At 71.0% G+C, this 16739-nt stretch carries 20 protein-coding genes; 5 read left to right on the top strand and 15 right to left on the bottom strand.

The window, feature by feature from the left end; translation table 11 throughout:
* Window positions 1-67: 67 nt before the first annotated feature.
* Together ACTJI1_RS14030 and ACTJI1_RS14025 are read right to left on the bottom strand one after the other, a co-directional pair.
* Complete coding sequence (locus ACTJI1_RS14030) at window positions 68-2905, bottom strand: hypothetical protein (protein ID WP_440743112.1); 2838 nt, start codon at window positions 2903-2905, stop codon at window positions 68-70.
* A 71-nt stretch (window positions 2906-2976) separates the two neighbouring features.
* Entirely contained in the window at window positions 2977-3621 is a 645-nt protein-coding gene (locus ACTJI1_RS14025) for a septum formation family protein (RefSeq protein WP_440743111.1), read from the bottom strand.
* 83 nt (window positions 3622-3704) lie between these two features.
* On the opposite strand from ACTJI1_RS14025, the gene ACTJI1_RS14020 reads away from it, so the two are divergent.
* Entirely contained in the window at window positions 3705-3929 is a 225-nt protein-coding gene (locus tag ACTJI1_RS14020) for a hypothetical protein (protein ID WP_310132461.1), read from the top strand.
* Between the two features lie 43 nt (window positions 3930-3972).
* On the opposite strand, the gene ACTJI1_RS14015 is transcribed toward ACTJI1_RS14020, so the two are convergent.
* From ACTJI1_RS14015 to ACTJI1_RS14005, 3 genes are read right to left on the bottom strand one after another with little or no spacing between them, the layout of a single operon-like run.
* Window positions 3973-4161, bottom strand: a complete 189-nt coding sequence (locus ACTJI1_RS14015; protein WP_310132464.1) for a hypothetical protein — start codon at window positions 4159-4161, stop codon at window positions 3973-3975.
* A 16-nt stretch (window positions 4162-4177) separates the two neighbouring features.
* Window positions 4178-4807 carry a TMEM175 family protein gene (locus ACTJI1_RS14010; RefSeq protein ID WP_310132465.1) on the bottom strand — a complete coding sequence of 210 codons (630 nt, stop codon included), beginning with the start codon at window positions 4805-4807 and terminating at the stop codon, window positions 4178-4180.
* A 49-nt stretch (window positions 4808-4856) separates the two neighbouring features.
* Window positions 4857-5537, bottom strand: coding sequence for a TetR/AcrR family transcriptional regulator (locus tag ACTJI1_RS14005; protein ID WP_440743110.1), 681 nt, complete (start codon window positions 5535-5537; stop codon window positions 4857-4859).
* A 65-nt stretch (window positions 5538-5602) separates the two neighbouring features.
* Here ACTJI1_RS14005 and ACTJI1_RS14000 point away from each other — a divergent pair, with 65 nt between their 5' ends.
* On the top strand, window positions 5603-6322 hold the full coding sequence (locus ACTJI1_RS14000) for a DUF4386 domain-containing protein (RefSeq protein ID WP_440743109.1): 720 nt from the start codon (window positions 5603-5605) through the stop codon (window positions 6320-6322).
* Here ACTJI1_RS14000 and csrA read toward each other — a convergent pair.
* From csrA to ACTJI1_RS13950, 10 genes are all read right to left on the bottom strand, one after another.
* On the bottom strand, window positions 6319-6555 hold the full coding sequence (csrA, locus tag ACTJI1_RS13995; protein ID WP_310132473.1) for a carbon storage regulator CsrA: 237 nt from the start codon (window positions 6553-6555) through the stop codon (window positions 6319-6321). The two genes, ACTJI1_RS14000 and csrA, sit on opposite strands and share 4 nt — an antisense overlap.
* 9 nt (window positions 6556-6564) lie before the next feature.
* Window positions 6565-7302: a hypothetical protein gene (locus ACTJI1_RS13990; protein ID WP_440743108.1), complete on the bottom strand. Its 738-nt coding sequence runs from the start codon at window positions 7300-7302 to the stop codon at window positions 6565-6567.
* Window positions 7280-9337: a flagellar biosynthesis protein FlhA gene (locus ACTJI1_RS13985; protein WP_440743107.1), complete on the bottom strand. Its 2058-nt coding sequence runs from the start codon at window positions 9335-9337 to the stop codon at window positions 7280-7282. The genes ACTJI1_RS13990 and ACTJI1_RS13985 overlap by 23 nt, the downstream gene beginning before the upstream one ends.
* Entirely contained in the window at window positions 9334-10428 is a 1095-nt protein-coding gene (locus tag ACTJI1_RS13980; protein ID WP_440743106.1) for an EscU/YscU/HrcU family type III secretion system export apparatus switch protein, read from the bottom strand. The genes ACTJI1_RS13985 and ACTJI1_RS13980 overlap by 4 nt, the downstream gene beginning before the upstream one ends.
* Window positions 10425-11186 carry a flagellar biosynthetic protein FliR gene (locus ACTJI1_RS13975; RefSeq protein WP_440743105.1) on the bottom strand — a complete coding sequence of 254 codons (762 nt, stop codon included), beginning with the start codon at window positions 11184-11186 and terminating at the stop codon, window positions 10425-10427. Before ACTJI1_RS13975 ends, ACTJI1_RS13980 begins: the two co-directional genes overlap by 4 nt.
* Complete coding sequence (gene fliQ, locus ACTJI1_RS13970) at window positions 11186-11461, bottom strand: flagellar biosynthesis protein FliQ (RefSeq protein ID WP_310132483.1); 276 nt, start codon at window positions 11459-11461, stop codon at window positions 11186-11188. The genes ACTJI1_RS13975 and fliQ overlap by 1 nt, the downstream gene beginning before the upstream one ends.
* Window positions 11458-12303 carry a flagellar type III secretion system pore protein FliP gene (fliP, locus tag ACTJI1_RS13965; RefSeq protein WP_396427118.1) on the bottom strand — a complete coding sequence of 282 codons (846 nt, stop codon included), beginning with the start codon at window positions 12301-12303 and terminating at the stop codon, window positions 11458-11460. Before fliP ends, fliQ begins: the two co-directional genes overlap by 4 nt.
* Before the next feature lie 23 nt (window positions 12304-12326).
* On the bottom strand, window positions 12327-12827 hold the full coding sequence (gene fliO / locus ACTJI1_RS13960; RefSeq protein ID WP_440743104.1) for a flagellar biosynthetic protein FliO: 501 nt from the start codon (window positions 12825-12827) through the stop codon (window positions 12327-12329).
* A gap of 177 nt (window positions 12828-13004) precedes the next feature.
* A complete protein-coding gene (gene fliN, locus ACTJI1_RS13955; protein ID WP_440743103.1) occupies window positions 13005-13721 on the bottom strand; it encodes a flagellar motor switch protein FliN in 717 nt (238 codons plus the stop codon).
* Between the two features lie 3 nt (window positions 13722-13724).
* Window positions 13725-14609 (bottom strand): flagellar motor switch protein FliM, encoded by an 885-nt coding sequence (locus ACTJI1_RS13950; protein WP_310132493.1) that lies wholly within the window; start codon window positions 14607-14609, stop codon window positions 13725-13727.
* Window positions 14610-14734: 125 nt separating this feature from the next.
* Here ACTJI1_RS13950 and ACTJI1_RS13945 point away from each other — a divergent pair, with 125 nt between their 5' ends.
* From ACTJI1_RS13945 to ACTJI1_RS13935, 3 genes are read left to right on the top strand one after another with little or no spacing between them, the layout of a single operon-like run.
* Entirely contained in the window at window positions 14735-15061 is a 327-nt protein-coding gene (locus ACTJI1_RS13945) for a flagellar FlbD family protein (RefSeq protein ID WP_440743102.1), read from the top strand.
* Window positions 15061-15879, top strand: coding sequence for a motility protein A (locus ACTJI1_RS13940; RefSeq protein WP_310132501.1), 819 nt, complete (start codon window positions 15061-15063; stop codon window positions 15877-15879). The genes ACTJI1_RS13945 and ACTJI1_RS13940 overlap by 1 nt, the downstream gene beginning before the upstream one ends.
* Window position 15880: 1 nt before the next feature.
* Window positions 15881-16714, top strand: a complete 834-nt coding sequence (locus ACTJI1_RS13935; RefSeq protein WP_440743101.1) for a flagellar motor protein MotB — start codon at window positions 15881-15883, stop codon at window positions 16712-16714.
* Window positions 16715-16739: the final 25 nt, after the last annotated feature.

Raw genomic sequence — 16739 nt, 5'->3', positions numbered from 1 at the left:
ACAACGCCGGGCCTCGCGAGGCCGCAAGGGGTACCTCCCCGCGGTGCCCCGGCGTATCGTCGTCCGGCTAGCGGATGCGCTCGATCACGTCCAGCAGCGCCACCCGGTACTGCGGCGCGGACTGGTAGTCGGGATGCGTCGCCACCTTCACGAGGTAGCGCGGCGGCCCGAACTCGTCGGCGCCCCGATCGAGGTCGTCGGGCAGGCCACGGTCGAGCCGGTAGCTGTTGATCGGGAAGCCCAGGTAGTCGGTGCGGCGCCACAGGTTGATCCAGCCGACGGATCCATCGGGCTGGGTGAGCAGGTCGACGAGCGACGGGTCGTCGGCGTCCGATTCGCTGACGACCACACGCCCGCCGTCCTGGTCGAGCTCGACCTGCGTGAACCACGGGTCGGCCTTGCCGAGCAGCGGGCGTCGCGATCCCAGGGTGCCGAGCGCGTCCGGCCCGAACAGCTCGGGGAAGAAGCGCCCGAAGTACACGCGCAACTGGGCGCCGTAGGTCAGGAGCCCGACGTTGCGCAGCCGGTCCGCATCGTCCGGTCGCAGCGTGAAGAGCGTCGAGACCGCCAGCACCGCCCCGAGGCTGTGCGCCGACAGCACCACGCTGAACGGCCGCTCCTCGGCGAGCGCCCGCTCCTCCTGACGGTCGCGCCATTCGAGCCGTGCGGCGAGGTCGAGGTCGGCCGGCGGCTGCAGGTCGTGGGTGAGCCAGTCGGTCACCCGGTCGCGCACCTCGGGCACGACGCGCTCGGCGTAGCAGGGCGGACCGAAGGGATGCCCGGCGCGCGGCAGGAAGCACATGAGGTCCCACATCACGCTGATCGGGCGCTCCTTGGCCGTCAGCGCGTTCTCCACGACGACGATCAGGATGGCGGCCGCGATCACCGTCAGAGCCGGCCCCACCAGGCCGTCGATCGCCCGGAACACCGTCGTGTACGACACGGCGAGCGCGACCACGAACCCGATCGCGAGCAGCAGGGCCAGGATTCCGAGGATGGGCTCACCGCGATGCACCAGGGCCGCCAGCCGCCGCGCGCGCAGGATCTTCAGCGCCAGGCGGTCGGCGGTCGTGCTCGCGCGGATGCGGCCGTACTGGTACGAATCCACCCCTTCGAGGAGGGGGCGGCGCCCATCGACCGTGCGCGGCGTGGTGAGCAGCGGGATCCAGCGCAGCAGCGGGAGCGCCATCCCCGTGACGACGAGCGCGAAGGCGATCGCGATGAACGGGAGCACGTCGCCGAAGTTGTGGTAGACGATCGGGGGCCGGAGCACGCCGTGGGGTGGCGCCGCACAGCCGCACGGCGGGGAGCCGCTCACGAGCCAGCCCTGCACCCCGAGGACGAGCAGGGTGGACAGGATCATGGCGGCGCCGAGCGCGAGGAGCATCAGCACACCGGGACCCATCCCGGCCCACCCCTCCGCCTGGAAGCGCTCCGGGTGACCGACCCGCCGGCCCGGGCGCGACCGCGGCCACCACCAGACGACGATGAGCTGCGCGAGCGTGAGCACCGCAGCGATCAGGAAGAGCGGCAGGCGCAGCGCACCCGGGTCCGCATCCTGCGTCGGCGGGTTCTGCGCGACCCCGACCAGGAAGGCGAGGCCGGCGCCAGTCATGAGCACGATCGACAGCCAGGGCGGGACCCCCCGGCGCCAGCCGAGCGCCGAAACGCAGATCGCCAGCAGAACGCCCAGAATGATGGACGGCGCGGTCGCGAGGCCGAGGAACGCACCGGTTCCCGGGACCTCGTACTGGCCGCCGAACCACAGCGACGCACCCACATACAGGTAGACGACGACGGCTGCCGCGAGCACCCAGCCGGTGACCGTGCCGGTCCGACGCAGCCGGTCGCGCAGGAACTCGTCCACCGACTCCCGGCCGGTGTTCGTGGTCTCGGCGAGCACTCCGACGAGCACGATCGTCACGACGAGTCCCGCTGCTGCGACGATGCCGCCGGTCAGGGCGAGCACGTCGCCGGTGCGCAGCGCACCGCCGAGGCACTCCCCGGAGACGAAGGTCTGCAGCTTGGCGCACTCCTCCACGCCGGCGAACATGCGGTCCCACGAGAGGAGCAGCGCCACCAGCAGGAACGCGGCGGCGAGGTGCAGGCGCTCGGTCGGCGAGCCGACCCGCGCTGTCCGCCAGAAGCCCTCCGAGGCGAGCGGACGGAGGCGCCCCTTCCGCTGGACGCCGCGGCCGCCCATCCGGTCGGCGGCGTCGAAGATCGCCGCTTCGTACCGCACACGCGCACGGCGGGACACCACGAAGAGGAGCAGCACGCCGGCGATCGGGACGAGCGACAGCAGCGACAGCTGCGGACCGCGCCAGCTCAGCGGCTCGGTTCCGAAGAATCCGGTGACGGCGCTCGGGAAGGCGGTGCACGCCGTGCCGGAGACGCACTGCACCCCGAGGTCGAGGCTCACCGAGCCCAGTGCGCAGACGTAGAGCAGGGTCAGGCCGAGCGCGAAGATGCGCAGCGACGCGCCGCCGACCCCGGCATCCCACTCGCCGCCGGGTCGCTGGGTGGGGATGCGCCGGGTCCAGTAGGCGGTGTTCGCCAGGCCGAACGGCGCCAGCAGCAGCCAGGCCAGCTGCACGAAGAGCTGCCCGATGAACAGGAGGGGCCCGGAGCCGTAGCGGGCGAGCCGCCCCCACGAGTACGCCTCGGTACGCACCCCCTCCGGCGGCACCGACGGGTCGACAGTGCCGGGCGGATCGTCCGGATCGCGGTCCGCCTGGTCCTGATCGGGCGCCCACCAGAACCCGCCGTTCTCGTCGCCCTGCGTCTGCCGCAGCTCGCTCTGCTCCCGCCCGAGGATCTCGGTCGGCGGCGTGTTCTTGATGCCGTGGATCCTCAGCTCGAGCACGCGATGCGGCCACGTGCCCTCGGGTGCCTCTTCGCTCATCCGCCCGCCGTCCCTCCGTGCGACGGGCGCAGACTACTCCGCGCGGGGTGGATGCGGCTACGGCGGCGAGGTCAGCCTCCCGCGAGCGCGCTGCACGTCAGCTCGTGACGCGAGAAGGTGTAGACGAAGCAGTAGTACGAGCGGGCGCCGGTCGACCACTGCGCGGCCGTGCCGGGGTAGCGGAGGTCGACCTGCACGTCCTCGTTCCAGACCGCGACCCAGTGCCAGTCGAGGTGCTGCTCGCAGAGGTCGCTGACCTGCGCGTCGAGCGCATCCGTACCGGGGAAGGCCGCGCCGGCCGGCTGGGGCAGCGTGCCCTTCCAGAGAAGCTGCGCGAGGTGCGGCGCCGAGCAGTCCACCATCGGGTAGGCCGGCGCCTCCTTGGAGTCGTATGTCTGCAGGCAGTCGCCGGCGGTGAGGGTGTCCAGCGGTTGCGCGGGGACGGTCGCCACACGTGTGGAAGTCGGTCGGGGCGGCAGGCTTCGCGGCCCCGGGAGCGGTTCGAGGGTGTGCCGCGACACCGGCTGCGGCTCGGACGAGGCGGCCGACGAGGTGCCCGGGCTCGGGAACCCGACCGCTGCGAATCCGACCGAGACGAGGACGCCGCCCACCGCCACGGTGGCGGCGACCAGCAGCATCCAGCCGCGGCGCGACATCCCCTCGACGGTGCGCCCGCCGGCGTGCGGGATGCGTTCGCGGCGTCGGTCGGGTCTCACACCGTCACCTTAGAGGCGGCGCCTTCGAACTGCGGTCCAGATGCCTGTGGTGGACGCGGGCTGCACGGCGTAGTGTCCGTCGTATGAGCAACCCAGAGCAGCCGATCGGCGACGCACGCGACAACCTCGAGGGCAGCTACACCGAGGTCGACGGGGAGGCGCCGCACGAGCGTACCGTCCACGGCCAGTACACCGAGACCGACGGCGTCGGTCCGGAGGACGTCACGGAAGGCACGTACACCGACGCGGACGAGCCCGTCGACGCACCGGAAGGCGAGTACACCGAGGGCGACTACGACGAGCCCTGAGTCCGGCGGGCGCGGAGCTCGCGGGCTCCGCGGCTGACGCCTCTCAGGCGTAGCGCTTGCGCGCCTTCTCGGCCTGCGCCTTCGCCTTCTTGCGCGCCTTCTTCACATCCGGCGAGTTCCAGAACGACGTGAAGGTCTCGGTGAGCTGCTCGTAGCGCTCACGGCCGGCGCGCGCGCCGAGGATGTACGCGGCCGCAACGACGGCCAGGATGACGAGGGTCTTTGGACGCATGCCTCGACGCTAAACCTCACGCAGCCTTCTGGGAAGGGCCGTACGCGAGCCTGTGGAGAAGCGCGTGCAGGGGCCCGGCGAGGAAGAGCAGGAACAGCCACCACAGGTTGATGGCGGGGATCAGGACGGCCAGGACGAGCGCCGCCGCCATGAGCAGGAGCTCGGCCAGACCGCGGGTCCGGTCGATGTCGGCGCGTGCCTCCTCGGTCATCAGGTCGGGGTTCCGGACCAGCACGGTGCCGATGAGCCGCGTCGCCAGCGTCGCCAGCAGCATGTTCCCGATGTACAGGGCGTAGACCTCGGGCCGCTGACCCCCGCTCGCCGAGATCACGTTGGCGCTGAACGGGATCACCACGATCGCCAGCAGCCAGAGGAAGTTGAACCAGACGATCGCCGCGTTGTAGTCGCGCACCGTCTCGAAGATGCGGTGATGCACCACCCAGAACCGGGCGATGACGGCGAACGAGACGACGAACGCGAAGATCTCCCAGAAGTTCTCGCCGATGAACGCCCCGAACGAGGCGTGGCCGATCTGGGACGCTTCATCCACGAGCGGCAGGATGAGGATCGTGATCGCGATCGCGACGGTCGCGTCCGAGAAGTTGACCAGCCGGTCGAGCCCGCGTTCGGTCCTGATCACCGCCATGCGGTCATTCTGCCCCACGTGAGGTCTGCTTCGCCGGTCGGCGGACGCGTCAGCCGCTGATCCACTCGGGGCGCAGGCGCTCGACGCCGTCCAGGATGAGGTCGAGCCCGGTCAGGAACTCCTCCTCGTAGTCGTACCCGGCCCGGGCGAGCTCGGCCGCCACTTCGAGCAGGTGGGGGAACCGCTGCGCGAGCTCCGGCGGCGTGGCCTCGAGTTTGCGGGCGGCGGCCTCCCCCGACTCCTCGGGGGTGCCGAACGGGAGCGTCTTCTCCTGCAGGGCGAACCCGTAGACGTATGCGTCGAGGGCCGACGTGACGTGCACCGTGGTGCGGAAACCGAAGCCCGCGCCGCGCAGGCACCCCATCATCGCGTCGTGCTGGAAGAGGTTGGCGGGGCCGGGACGCATCCGTCCCTCCAGCAGCCCGACCGCCCACGGGTGGCGCCGCAGGGCGTCGCGCAGGGAGATCGACCGCCGGCGCATCGCCTCCCGCCAGCCGAGCTCCGGCGCAGGAGGCTCGACCTCCGCCCAGACCCGGTCGACCATGCCGTCGAGAAGGTCCTCCTTGTTGGCGACGTGCTTGTAGAGGGCCATCGGAACGACCCCCAGCCGCTGCGCGAGCTCCCGCATGCTGAGGCCATCGAGGCCTTCGCTGTCGGCGAGGGCGACACCCGCGTCGACGACCCGGTCGGGACTGAGCGGCTGGCGAGTCGGCGTCGCGTCCCTTGACATGGTGTACAGCGTACGCCTAGCCTGTTGGCAACGCTGGTGTACGCCGTACACCTCGAAAGGACATCATGGACCCGGACCGTCGCCGCTCGCTCCTAGCGGGCGTGCTGTTCCTGCTCACCTTCGCCACCTCCATCCCCGGTGCACTGCTCTACGGGCCGGTGCTCACCGACCCGCGGTTCGTACTCGGTGTAGGCTCCGCGACGCCCGTGCTCGCCGGCGCGCTCCTCGAGGTGGCACTCATAATCGCCAACCTCGGCACCGCGCTCGCGCTCTACCCCGTCCTGCGCCGCACGAGTCCCTCGCTGGCCCTCGGCTATGTCGTGGCCCGGGTCATGGAGTCGACGCTCATCGCGGTCGGCATCCTCAGCCTGCTGTCGGTGGTGACACTGCGGGAGGACGCCGGCGGCGGCGCCACCGCATCCACCGTGGTCATCGCCCAGGCGCTGGTGGCCCTGCACGGCTGGACGTTCCTGCTCGGCCCCGGTTTCGTCGTCGGCATCGGCAACGGCCTGATGCTCGGCTGGATGCTGCACCGCGCCCGGCTGGTGCCCCGCGGCTGGGCGTGGTTCGGGATGATCGGCGGCCCGCTGGTGTCGCTGTCCGGCGTGGCCGTGCTGCTCGGCGCCTACGAGCAGGTGTCGGCCTGGTCGTTCGTCGCCACACTGCCGGAGGTCGTGTGGGAGCTGTTCCTCGGCATCTACCTCACGGTGCACGGCTTCCATGTGCCGAAGGCGCGGGAGGCGCGGCCAGTGGAGCTGGTGGGAGCGGTCGGCCAGGTCGGCTAGAGGCCGAGCGACTTCTTGATGAGCGACTCGGCGTCTTCCGTCTCCGCGGCGCGCTCGGTCGCCTCCTGGTTCGCCTCGGTGACGGCCTTCACGACCTCGTCGCGCTGGATGCGGATGCCGCGCGGCGCGTCGATGCCGATGCGGACGCCGTCCCCCCGCGCTTCGAGGATCGTCACGACGATGTCGTCGCCGATGAGCACCCGCTCCCCCGTCTTGCGCGTCAGTACCAGCATCCGCCCAGCCTATCCGCCGGGCGGGGCCTCCAGCCAGAGCACCGGCAGTCCGAGCCGGTGCACGGAGTCCGGGGTGAGGGTGCGGGAGGCGCCGGTCGCCACCAGCGCGTCCACCGCGAGCACCGCATCCAGCGCTCGCACCCACTCCGCCGTGTCCTCGTGCTTGCGGGAGACGTCGACCGCCGCCCACACCTGGTCCGGTGCGATCCCGGCGAGCTCGACGGCGACCGCGGGGACCGCGCCCGGACCGGCGAGCGGGAACGCCGCGACGACCGGGATCTCGCGGCGCACACCGTCGGCGCGTGCGGCGAGCGCGTCGCGCCGGTCGGCGACGCGCTGCACCTCGGCGGCGGCGTCCGCCGACGCGGCCAGCACGCGGGCGGCGTCGTGCACCTCGTCCCCGACGCCCACCACGAGCGTGAGGTCGCCGCGCCCGCGCAGCCGTGCGGGCGGCGCGCCCACCGGCGCCTGCGCGACGGGTGGCGACATCTCCTCGCCACTCGCGGATTCTTCCGGCGACGACCCGTCGAGTTGCGACATGTACTCACCACTCGTTGCGGATTCGCGCATCGACTCACGACTCGCGGCCAGCGGGCCGGTCGGCGCGCCCGGCGCGGGGAGTTCCGGCGCGTCGACGGCCCGGACGAGGTCGTCGAGCACGGCCTGGAACGCCAGCGACGACGTCGAGACGGCCGGGAGCACCTCCTCGTCGCCGTCGACCCACTCAGGCCGCGATCGACTCCGCACCGCGGACCACCCCCACCGTCTCGATCGCGGCCTGGACGGCCGTCACCTCCTGGTACGACAGCACGGCGAGTCCGGCGATCTGCCCCGCGACCAGGCGGCGGATGGCCGGCCGCAGCGCCGGCGCGCACACCAGCACGGCTGACACTCCTGCGTCGTCCAGTCGGCCGGCCGTGTCGCGCAGCGAGGCGAGCACGCCCTCCAGCCGCACCGGGTCGAGCACGATCTGCATCCCGCCCTCCGCCGGACGAAGTCCTTCGAGCATCGACTGCTCCAGCCCCGGGTCGATCATGATCACCCGCAGCGTTCCCGCGTCGATGTGCGGCGCGACGACCGCAGGTCCCAGGGCCGCGCGCGCAGCCTCCACCAGCCCCTCCGGGTCGTTCGACACCTTCGCCCGCAGGGTCAGCGCCTCGAGGATGCGGGGCAGGTCGTTGATCGGGACCTGCTCCGCGAGCAGCCCCTGCAGCACCCGCTGCACCTCCGCCAGTGACAGCAGGGCCGGGATGAGCTCCTCCACTGCGGGCGGGTTCACCTGCTTCACGCCCTCGGTGAGCAGGCGCACGTCCTCGCGGGTGAGCAGGCGCGCGGCGTTCGACGTGATGATCGACGACAGGTGCGTGATCAGCACCGACACCCGGTCGATCACGGTCGCGCCGCCGAGCTCGGCGCTGTGCCGCATTTCGGACGGGATCCATTTCGCCGGGAGGCCGAACACCGGCTCCACGGTCGGCGTGCCCGGCAGGTTGTCGAGCGCGTCGCCGAGGGCGAGCACCCGTCCCGACGGCGCCTGGCCGCGCCCCGCCTCCACGCCGGCGATCTTGATCACGTAGGTCGAGGGCGGCAGCTCGGCGCTGTCGCGCGTGCGCACCGGCGGCACGATGACGCCCAGTTCGAGCGCGATCTTGCGCCGCAGCGCGCGGACGCGGGCGAGCAGGTCGTCCGACGCGCCGCTGACGATGTCCACCAGGTCCGGCGCCAGGGTGATCTCGAGCGCGTGCACCCGCATCTGCTCGATCAGGTCCTCCGTCGTCTCGGCCTTCGTCGCCGTGGCCACAGCGTTCTGCGCGGCCTGCGCCTTCTTCGCCGCGTTCTGCGCCGTCTTCAGCCGCTGCGACGCCAGGATGAGGAACGCGCCGACGAGCACGAACGGGATGGGCGGCATCCCGGGGATGAGCGCCATCACGATCGCCGCGCATCCCGCGATCATCAGCGCGTTGCGCGACTGGCTGAGCTGATTGCTCGCCGTCGTCCCCATCTCAGACTCGGCGTTCGACCGCGTCACGATCATGCCCGTCGACACCGCCATCAGCAGCGCGGGGATCTGCGACACGAGCCCGTCGCCGATGGTCAGCAGGGTGTACGAGTTGACGGCGTCGCCGAGCTCCATCCCGCGCTGGATCATCCCGATCGCGATGCCGCCGACGACGTTGATGACGATGATGAGGATGCCCGCGATCGCGTCGCCCTTGACGAACTTCGAGGCGCCGTCCATCGCGCCGTAGAAGTCGGCCTCGGCCGAGACCTCGGCGCGACGGGCCCGCGCCTGCTCCTCCGTGATGAGGCCCGCGTTGAGGTCGGCGTCGATCGCCATCTGCTTGCCCGGCATCGCGTCGAGGGTGAAGCGGGCGCCCACCTCGGCGACGCGCTCCGCGCCCTTGGTGACCACGATGAACTGGATGACCACCAGGATGAGGAACACGACCGCGCCGATGATGATCGACCCGCCGACCGCGACGTGCCCGAACGCCTGGATGACCTGGCCGGCGAACCCGTCGCCGAGCACCAGCCGCGTGGAGGCGACGTTGAGTCCCAGCCGGAACAGCGTCGCGACCAGCAGCAGCGAGGGGAACACCGAGAAGTCGAGCGGCTTCCTGACGAACATCGTGGTGAGCAGGATGACCAGCGCCAGCATGATGTTGACGATGATGAGCAGGTCGAGCAGCCACGACGGCACGGGCACGACCAGCAGCATGATGATGCCGACCACCCCGATCGGCACGGCCAGTTTGGCGGCGAGGCCCTTGTTCGGCTTCATGACAGCCCTCCCTGCAGCTGGGGTCGCATCGTGTGGAATCCGGCCGCCGACCCGCGCTGCTTCAGCGACATGACGAACGCGAGCACGCGGGCGACGGAGTTGTAGAGCTCGACCGGGATCTCGTCGCCGATCTGGCATCCGGCGTGCAGCGCCCGGGCGAGCGGGATGTCCTTGACGATCGGCACGCGCTCCTCCTCGGCCTTCTCGCGGATGCGCAGGGCGATGGCTCCCGCGCCCTTCGCGACGACGCGCGGGGCGGACTTGCCCGGCTCGTACTTCACCGCCACCGCGATGTGCGTCGGGTTCACGAGCACCACATCCGCCCCTCCGATCGCCGCGATCATGCGGTTGCGGCTCATCGCCAGCTGGCGCGAGCGGCGCTGCGAGCGCACCAGCGGGTCGCCCTCGGTGTTCTTGTTCTCGTCCCGCAGCTCCTGCTTGCTCATGCGGGTGTGCTTGCGGTTGCGCCGCATGACGACCAGCACGTCCAGCCCGGCGAGCACGAGCCCCGCGCCGACCGCCGCCTGCAGGAGGCCGGCCGTGCCGCCGGACGCGGCCGAGAGCAGCGAGGCGAGAGGCATCGAGCCGGAGGTCAGCAGCACCGGCATGAGCCCCTGCACGACGAGGAACAGCCCGATCGCGACGACCGCGGACTTCAGCAGCGTCTTCGCGCCCTCCCAGAGCGCGCGCATCCCGAACACCCGGCCGAGGCCCTGCACCAGGTTGAACTGCTCATACTTGCCCTCGAGCTTCTTGAAGTGGATGCCGCCCTGCACCGCCGCGGCGCCGACGACCGCCAGCGCGCCCACTGCGAGCAGCGGTCCGATCGTCGCCATGATGCTGCCCAGGCCGTCGCCGAGCGCGGCGAGCGCCTTGGCCGGGTCGGGGCTCTCGATCACGGACCGCACCGAGAACAGCTGGTCGATCGCCGCCGTGGATCCGGTCTGCATCGTGAACGGCAGCATCACCGCGGCCGCGCCCACGCCCACCCACGCGGTGAGGTCGGTCGACTTGCCGAGGCGGCCCTTGGAGCGGGCCTCCTTCATCCGCTTGTCGGTCGCCTTCTCGGTGCGTTCCTGCGCGTCGCTCATCGGCCCACCCCCAGCATGATCTTGACGGCGGTGTCGGTGAGGCCCGAGACGACGCCGGGGAGCGCGACGAAGACGATGGCCGAGAGCACCACGGTGAGCATGATCTTCAGAGGGAAGCCCAGCGAGAAGGCGTTCAGGGCCGGGGCGACCCGGGTGAGGAGGCCGAGGCCCACGTCGGCGAGGAAGAGCACGACGATCAGCGGACCGGCGATCTGGAGGGCCGCCAGGAACATCTGCGTCACGCCGGTGACCATCTCCTTCGCCGGGTCGGCCATGCTCAGGCCGGTCGCGAGCGGGATGGCGTCGAAGGTGCGAACGAGGCCGCCGATGATGAGCTGGTAACCGCCCGAGGCGAACAGCAGCGCCAAGGCGGTGAGCTGGAACATCCGGGTGAACTGCGCGCCGTTGATCATCGACTGCGGGTCGAACGCCTGCGCGAGCTGGAACCCGCCGAACAGGTCGATCAGGCTGCCGGCGGACTGGATGGCCGCGAAGACCAGGAAGACCAGGAACCCGAGCGTCGCGCCGACCGCGAGCTCCCGGATCATGTCCAGCAGGAACGCCCCGGTGTCGCCGGACCGGTATCCCGCGCCGACCCGAGGCGCGACCGCGACCGCCAGGCCGATGGCGAGCATCCCCTTCACCTGCGCCGGGAACCCGTTGTACGAGAACGGCGGCGCGATGACGAGGAACGCCACCATCCGCAGGGAGGCGAGCGCGATCGCCTCGATGGCGGCCAGGTCGATGGGGATGTTCATCAGCCGTGACCCAGCAGTTGCGGGAGCTTCTCAAAGAGGACGTGCGTGAAGGAGACCAGCTCGGAGATCATCCACTGGCCGCAGATGATCAGGGCGACGGCGACCGCGGCGGCCTTGGGCACGAACGAGAGCGTGACCTCCTGGATCTGCGTGATCGACTGCACCAGCGAGATGGCGAAGCCGACGACCAGGGCGGTGATCACGATCGGCGCGGCCAGCTTGGCCGTCACCAGGAGCCCCTGCATGGCGATGTCGAGGACCGCGTTCGGGTTCATCCGCCGCCTCCGTAACTCGTGATGAGGCTCGTGATGATCAGTCCCCAGCCGTCGACCAGCACGAAGAGCAGGATCTTGAACGGCAGGGAGATCATCACCGGCGGGAGCATCATCATGCCCATCGACATCAGCGCGGCGGAGACCACCATGTCGATGACGAGGAACGGCACGAAGATGACGAAGCCGATGATGAAGGCCGCCCGCAGCTCGGAGATCATGAACGCCGGGATGAGCGTCAGCAGCGGCACCGAGCTCATGTCCTTCGGGTTCGCCCGGCCCGCGGCGCGGGTCATCAGCGCGATGTCCTCCTCGCGCGTGTGCGACGCCATGAAGTGGCGGAGCGGCGCCTCGGCGGCGTGCGTTGCGGCCGTGAAGTCGATGTGGCCGGCGAGGTAGGGCTGCACGGCCGTGTTGTTGATGTCGACCAGCACCGGGCTCATGATGAACAGGCTCAGGAACAGGGCGAGACCGGCGAGCACCTGGTTCGGCGGGATGGACGGCAGTGCCAGCGCGTTGCGGGTGATCGCGAGCACCACGAAGATCTTGGTGAACGACGACATCATCAGCAGCAGCGCCGGAGCGACCGACAGCACAGTGATGCCGACGAGGGTCAGGATGGCCGCGCTCGGCGTGCCGTTCGGCCCGTTGATGTCGAGTGTGAGGCCGCCGCTGCCGCCCGACGGTCCGGACGGACCGGAGGGAGTGGGAACCGGGGTCGGGACCGCGTGCGCGGCGTTCGCGCCCAGCAGGACGATGGCGACGGCGATCAGCGCGACCAGCACGCCGGCCAGCGCGAGGCGGGGCAGCCGCCCGGCGCGCGCCGACACTCCCGGCGCCGTCACTCCCGGCGTCACTGCGCGCGCCCTCACTTCTTGGGGCGCACCGCCGAACTCGCCTGCCGCCATGTAGCCGGGGACAGGATCGAGCCTTTGAGTGCCTCGTCGAAAAGCGAGGCGCGTCCCTGCGCCGTGAGGAAGTCGGCATCCTGCCTGGTGGTCGTTGTGGTGCGGGTGGAGCTGGTGGTCCCGGTCGCGGCCAGGACCTCGTCATCCGAGCGTGTCTCGGCGTCCGCATCACGGACGGGCTTGAGCGGGGTGACGTCCGCATCCTGCGGACGGTCGGAGGTGTGGAGCACGGAGACCTGGCGCTCGGTGACGCCGAGCACGAAGCGGTTGCCGTCCACATCCACGACGACCACCGACGCCTTCGCGCCGATCCCCTGCCGGCCGACGACCGTGACCGCGTTGCCGCGGCGCCGGCGGGCCGTCGTGCGTCCCTTGCTCACGCGACGCTGCACGAACCACAGCAGCGCCACGATGACGCCCAGCACGACGAGCACGCGCAGGGCGATGAACAGGGTCTCCACGCCCCCCTCTATCGGCCGGCCTCCCCGCTCCGTTAGCGCCTCCCGTCGCCTGCGCCCCTCGTCTTTCGTCGAGGTGCACGTCGTTGCGCGCGACACGCCGCGTGAGGGCACAACAAGCTGCACCTCGGCGAGATGGATGCGCGGACGGGGGGGGAGACCGGAGGGGACGCGACCGGGTCAGTCGAGGTCTTCGGCGGTGTCCAGGATCTTCGTGATGCGGACCGCGTAGTCCTGGTCGACCACGACGATCTCGCCGTGCGCGATCAGGCGGCCGTTGAGCAGCACGTCCGCGGGCGATCCCGCCGATCGGTCCAGCTCGATGACCGCGCCCGGCTCCATCGCGAGCACGTCGCGCACCGCCATGCGGGTGCGCCCGATCTCGACGGTGAGGGCCATCTCGACGTTGCTGATGCGCGCCAGCTTGCCGCCGAGCACGCCCGAGCCCGAGCGCTCGGCGACGGAGGCGCGGCCGCGCACCGCGAACCAGCCCGCGACGCCGGCCGGGCCGTTCAGGGCGAAGACGGTCGTGTGGGGGTCGGTGAACAGCTCCGCGGCGTCCTCCGCGCGGGCGTCGTCGAGCACACCGGCGCCGAACGTGTCGCTGGCCGCCTCGAGGGCCGGCTGCAGCACATCCTGCAGCGCAACGACGGGCGAGCCGTCCGCGCCCTCGTCCACGAGGTGCGGCGCCTCCAGCAGCACGACAGCGACATCGGCCGAGACCGCGCCGACGAACGTCGCGACGACCGCCTGCGCGCCGGCCGGCACGTCCGAGCCCTGTGTGAGCAGAGGCGTGAGCGGCGTCCCGGTCGGGAGGACGCGGGCGACCGTGTCGGCGGCGGCCTGCGCCTGACCCAGGGAGAGTCCGGTGGAGGAGGCGGTGCTGGTCATGCTCATGGTTCAGTCCTCTGTGTCGATGATCACGCAGGCGAGACGGGAGCCGCTCGAGCCGAGCCCGGCTGAGGCGACGGTCTGTCCGCCGACGGTGAGGTCGAAGGGTCGGTGCTGCGGGTGCGGCAGCGGAAGGAGGTCGCCGACGGACAGGCCGAGCACGACGCTCGGCCGAACGGTTGCGGGGGTGAGGCGCAGGGACACGTCGACCGGGACGCGCGCGAGCTGCGCATCCACCAGCTCCCGGGCGTTCTCGGTGCTGTGGGTGGGGTTCGTCTCGCCGAGTTGGGGCAGCACGGCCACCGCGGGGAGCGCGACCGTGGCACGGGCGACGTTCTCGCCCACGCGGAGCTCGAAGCCGGCCACGATCATCAGCTCGCTGGTGGCCGCCGCCTGCGCGAACTGGGAGTTGTACTGGATGGCGTCCACCGCGATCTGCGCGACCAGGATGGACCCCAGCGAGTACCGGAGGTCCTCCAGCGCGTCGTCCATCAGCCGCCGTACCAGCGCGTGCTCGATCTGGGTGAAGGTGCGCTCGTGGTCGACAGGGGTGCCCTGGCCGCCCAGCATCGCGTTCACCCAGGAGAGCGCCGCGACCGTGGGGAACTGGATGACCGCCTTCGGGGCGATGCCCTCCAGCTCGCACAGCACCATCGCCGTGGTGGCCGGCAGCGACGCCGCGTACTCGTCGTACGTCTGCATCTGCACGCTGTCGCACTCCACCTGGCTGAGCACGCGCACCTTCGCCGTCAGCTGGGTGCCCCACTGCCGCGCGAACGTCTCGAATGCCAGCTCGAGCACGCGCGAGTGCTCGCGTGCGAGGGTCGTCGGCCGCCGGAAGTCGTAGACCGGCGCCTCGGGCGCATCCGGTGCCGGGGCCTGCAGAGTGGTCACGGAGCCGACTATCGGCCGCCGTCCCGATCCCGTTAGGCGCACGGCGTCCCCCTAACGACGGACCGTTCCGGACCGATAGTGCCCTCGTGACGGCTCACCCGGAGCCGAGACCAGGATTCGCGCCCATGATCGTCGTCACCCGATTGAACGACAGCCAGTTTGCGGTCAACCCCGACCTCATCGAGCGCATCCACGCCAGTCCGGACACCACTCTCGTCATGGTCGACGGGGCGAAGTTCATCGTCACCGAGACCCTGTCCGAAGTGATCGAGAAGATCGCCGCGTACCGGGCGCGTGTGATCGCCCTCGCCCACGACCTCCCCGCCGCCGGCCCGCGCCCCGTGCCCGCGCCGCCGCTGGGGCTCGTGACGCTGACCGGCCTGGAAGACGACGACACGGTTCAGGCTCACCCCGAGGCCCGCGCCGTCCCCCTGCGAGCAAGGAAGAAGTAATGGACCCGGCAACGATCATCGGCATCGTCCTCGCGTTCGGCGCCGTCGTCGCGATGGTGACGATGGAGGGCGCCCACCTGAGCGCCCTGCTGCTCCCCGCCCCCATGGTGCTGGTCTTCGGGGCGACCATCGCCGTCGGCATCGCCAGCGGGACGATCAAGGACTTCCTGACGGCGTTCAAGGCGCTCCCGCGCGCCCTGCGCGGCAAGGTGGAGCCGCCGCAGCAGGTGATCGACCAGGTCGTCGGCCTCGCCGAGAAGGCGCGCGCCAGCGGTCTCCTCGCCATGGAGCAGGAGGCGGAGGGCGTCGACGACCCCTTCCTGAAGCGCGCCCTGCAGAACATCGCCGACGGCACGGACGGCGACGAGCTGCGCGTGCTGCTGGAGGACGAGATCGCGACGCGCTCCAAGAAGGACCGGGTGGCCGCGAAGTTCTTCAGCGCGATGGGCGGCTACGCCCCGACGATCGGCATCATCGGAACCGTCGTGTCGCTGACCCACGTGCTCGAGAACCTCGCCGAGCCGGGCGAGCTGGGACCGCTGATCGCGAGCGCGTTCGTCGCGACGCTGTGGGGCCTGATGTCGGCCAACTTTCTCTGGCTGCCGCTCGGCGCGCGCCTGCGCCGCCTCTCCGAGCTGGACGTCGAGCGGATGACGCTGCTCATGGAGGGCGTGCTGGCCGTGCAGTCCGGCTCGCAGCCGCGCCTCCTCGGCGAGCGCCTGCGCGCCATGGTGCCGGACGGCGACGCGGACAAGCCGGCGTCGAAGGCCGCCAAGGCGTCGCGCGGCGCGAAGGATCCCGTCGAGGAAGCCGCCTGACATGTCCGCCCGCCGTCGCAAGAAGCACGAGGAGCCCGAGGAGCACGAGAACGAGGAGCGCTGGATGGCCTCCTACATGGACATGGTCACCGTGCTCATGTGCATGTTCATCGTGCTGTTCGCGATGTCGACGGTGGATGCGAAGAAGTTCGAGCAGCTCAAGGACTCGCTGGCGACCGGCTTCGGCCAGGTGAAGACGCAGAAGATCGACACCGCGGCCGGTGTCGTCGTGCCCCCGAAGCACGTCGACGAGTCGGGCAAGTCGACCGACTTCGCGCTGGCGCAGCAGGAGGTGCAGAACCTCCAGCGGCTGAAGGACCAGATCCAGGCCGCCCTCACCCACGACGGGCTGCAGGATGCGGTGGAGCTGAAGATCGACTCCCGCGGCCTGACCATCGGCCTGGTCGGCAACTCCACCTTCTTCGACTCCAACCGGGCCGAGCTCAGCCCCCGCGCGGTCGCCGTGCTGAACGACATCGGACCGGTGCTCGCGCCCGCCTCGTACGACGTCTCGGTCGAGGGCCACGCCGACCTGCGGCAGCCGGGCGCCCCCTACCCGACCAACTGGGAGCTCTCCGCCGGCCGTGCGACCAGCGTGCTCCGTCACCTGGTGGAGGTGAACGGCTTCCCGCAGGCCCGCATCGCGGCGGTCAGCTTCGGCTCGGCCCGTCCGGTCGACGGCTTCACCGGAACGACCGACAACGACCTCGCCCAGAACCGGCGAGTGGATGTGGTGGTGCTGTCCGCGCAGCCCGACACCATCCGCAAACTCATCCCCCAGGCACTGCAGGCCCCCGCCCCCGTGCCCACCACCGCTCCCGCCGCCTCCCGCTGACGCGCCTCCCCTGCGCCCTCCCCCC

It is taken from the genome of Leifsonia sp. 22587 (genome assembly GCF_052044215.1).
GTDB classification, from domain to species: Bacteria; Actinomycetota; Actinomycetes; order Actinomycetales; family Microbacteriaceae; genus Leifsonia; species Leifsonia shinshuensis_C.
The sequence above is the reverse complement of the archived record's forward strand: the minus strand, read 5'-3'. Positions and strand labels throughout refer to the sequence as shown.

Excerpts from the sequence above, each read along its gene's own strand:
- ACTJI1_RS13985 (WP_440743107.1), bottom strand. The coding sequence starts at position 9,337 with ATGAAGCCGAACAAGGGCCTCGCCGCCAAACTGGCCGTGCCGATCGGG.
- ACTJI1_RS14010 (WP_310132465.1), bottom strand. The coding sequence starts at position 4,807 with ATGGCGGTGATCAGGACCGAACGCGGGCTCGACCGGCTGGTCAACTTC.
- ACTJI1_RS13980 (WP_440743106.1), bottom strand. The coding sequence starts at position 10,428 with ATGAGCGACGCGCAGGAACGCACCGAGAAGGCGACCGACAAGCGGATG.
- ACTJI1_RS13935 (WP_440743101.1), top strand. The coding sequence starts at position 15,881 with ATGTCCGCCCGCCGTCGCAAGAAGCACGAGGAGCCCGAGGAGCACGAG.
- ACTJI1_RS13945 (WP_440743102.1), top strand. The coding sequence starts at position 14,735 with ATGATCGTCGTCACCCGATTGAACGACAGCCAGTTTGCGGTCAACCCC.
- csrA (WP_310132473.1), bottom strand. The coding sequence starts at position 6,555 with ATGCTGGTACTGACGCGCAAGACGGGGGAGCGGGTGCTCATCGGCGAC.
- ACTJI1_RS14000 (WP_440743109.1), top strand. The coding sequence starts at position 5,603 with ATGGACCCGGACCGTCGCCGCTCGCTCCTAGCGGGCGTGCTGTTCCTG.
- ACTJI1_RS13940 (WP_310132501.1), top strand. The coding sequence starts at position 15,061 with ATGGACCCGGCAACGATCATCGGCATCGTCCTCGCGTTCGGCGCCGTC.
- ACTJI1_RS14030 (WP_440743112.1), bottom strand. The coding sequence starts at position 2,905 with ATGAGCGAAGAGGCACCCGAGGGCACGTGGCCGCATCGCGTGCTCGAG.
- ACTJI1_RS13975 (WP_440743105.1), bottom strand. The coding sequence starts at position 11,186 with ATGAACATCCCCATCGACCTGGCCGCCATCGAGGCGATCGCGCTCGCC.
- ACTJI1_RS14020 (WP_310132461.1), top strand. The coding sequence starts at position 3,705 with ATGAGCAACCCAGAGCAGCCGATCGGCGACGCACGCGACAACCTCGAG.
- ACTJI1_RS14015 (WP_310132464.1), bottom strand. The coding sequence starts at position 4,161 with ATGCGTCCAAAGACCCTCGTCATCCTGGCCGTCGTTGCGGCCGCGTAC.
- fliQ (WP_310132483.1), bottom strand. The coding sequence starts at position 11,461 with ATGAACCCGAACGCGGTCCTCGACATCGCCATGCAGGGGCTCCTGGTG.
- ACTJI1_RS14005 (WP_440743110.1), bottom strand. The coding sequence starts at position 5,537 with ATGTCAAGGGACGCGACGCCGACTCGCCAGCCGCTCAGTCCCGACCGG.
- fliN (WP_440743103.1), bottom strand. The coding sequence starts at position 13,721 with ATGAGCATGACCAGCACCGCCTCCTCCACCGGACTCTCCCTGGGTCAG.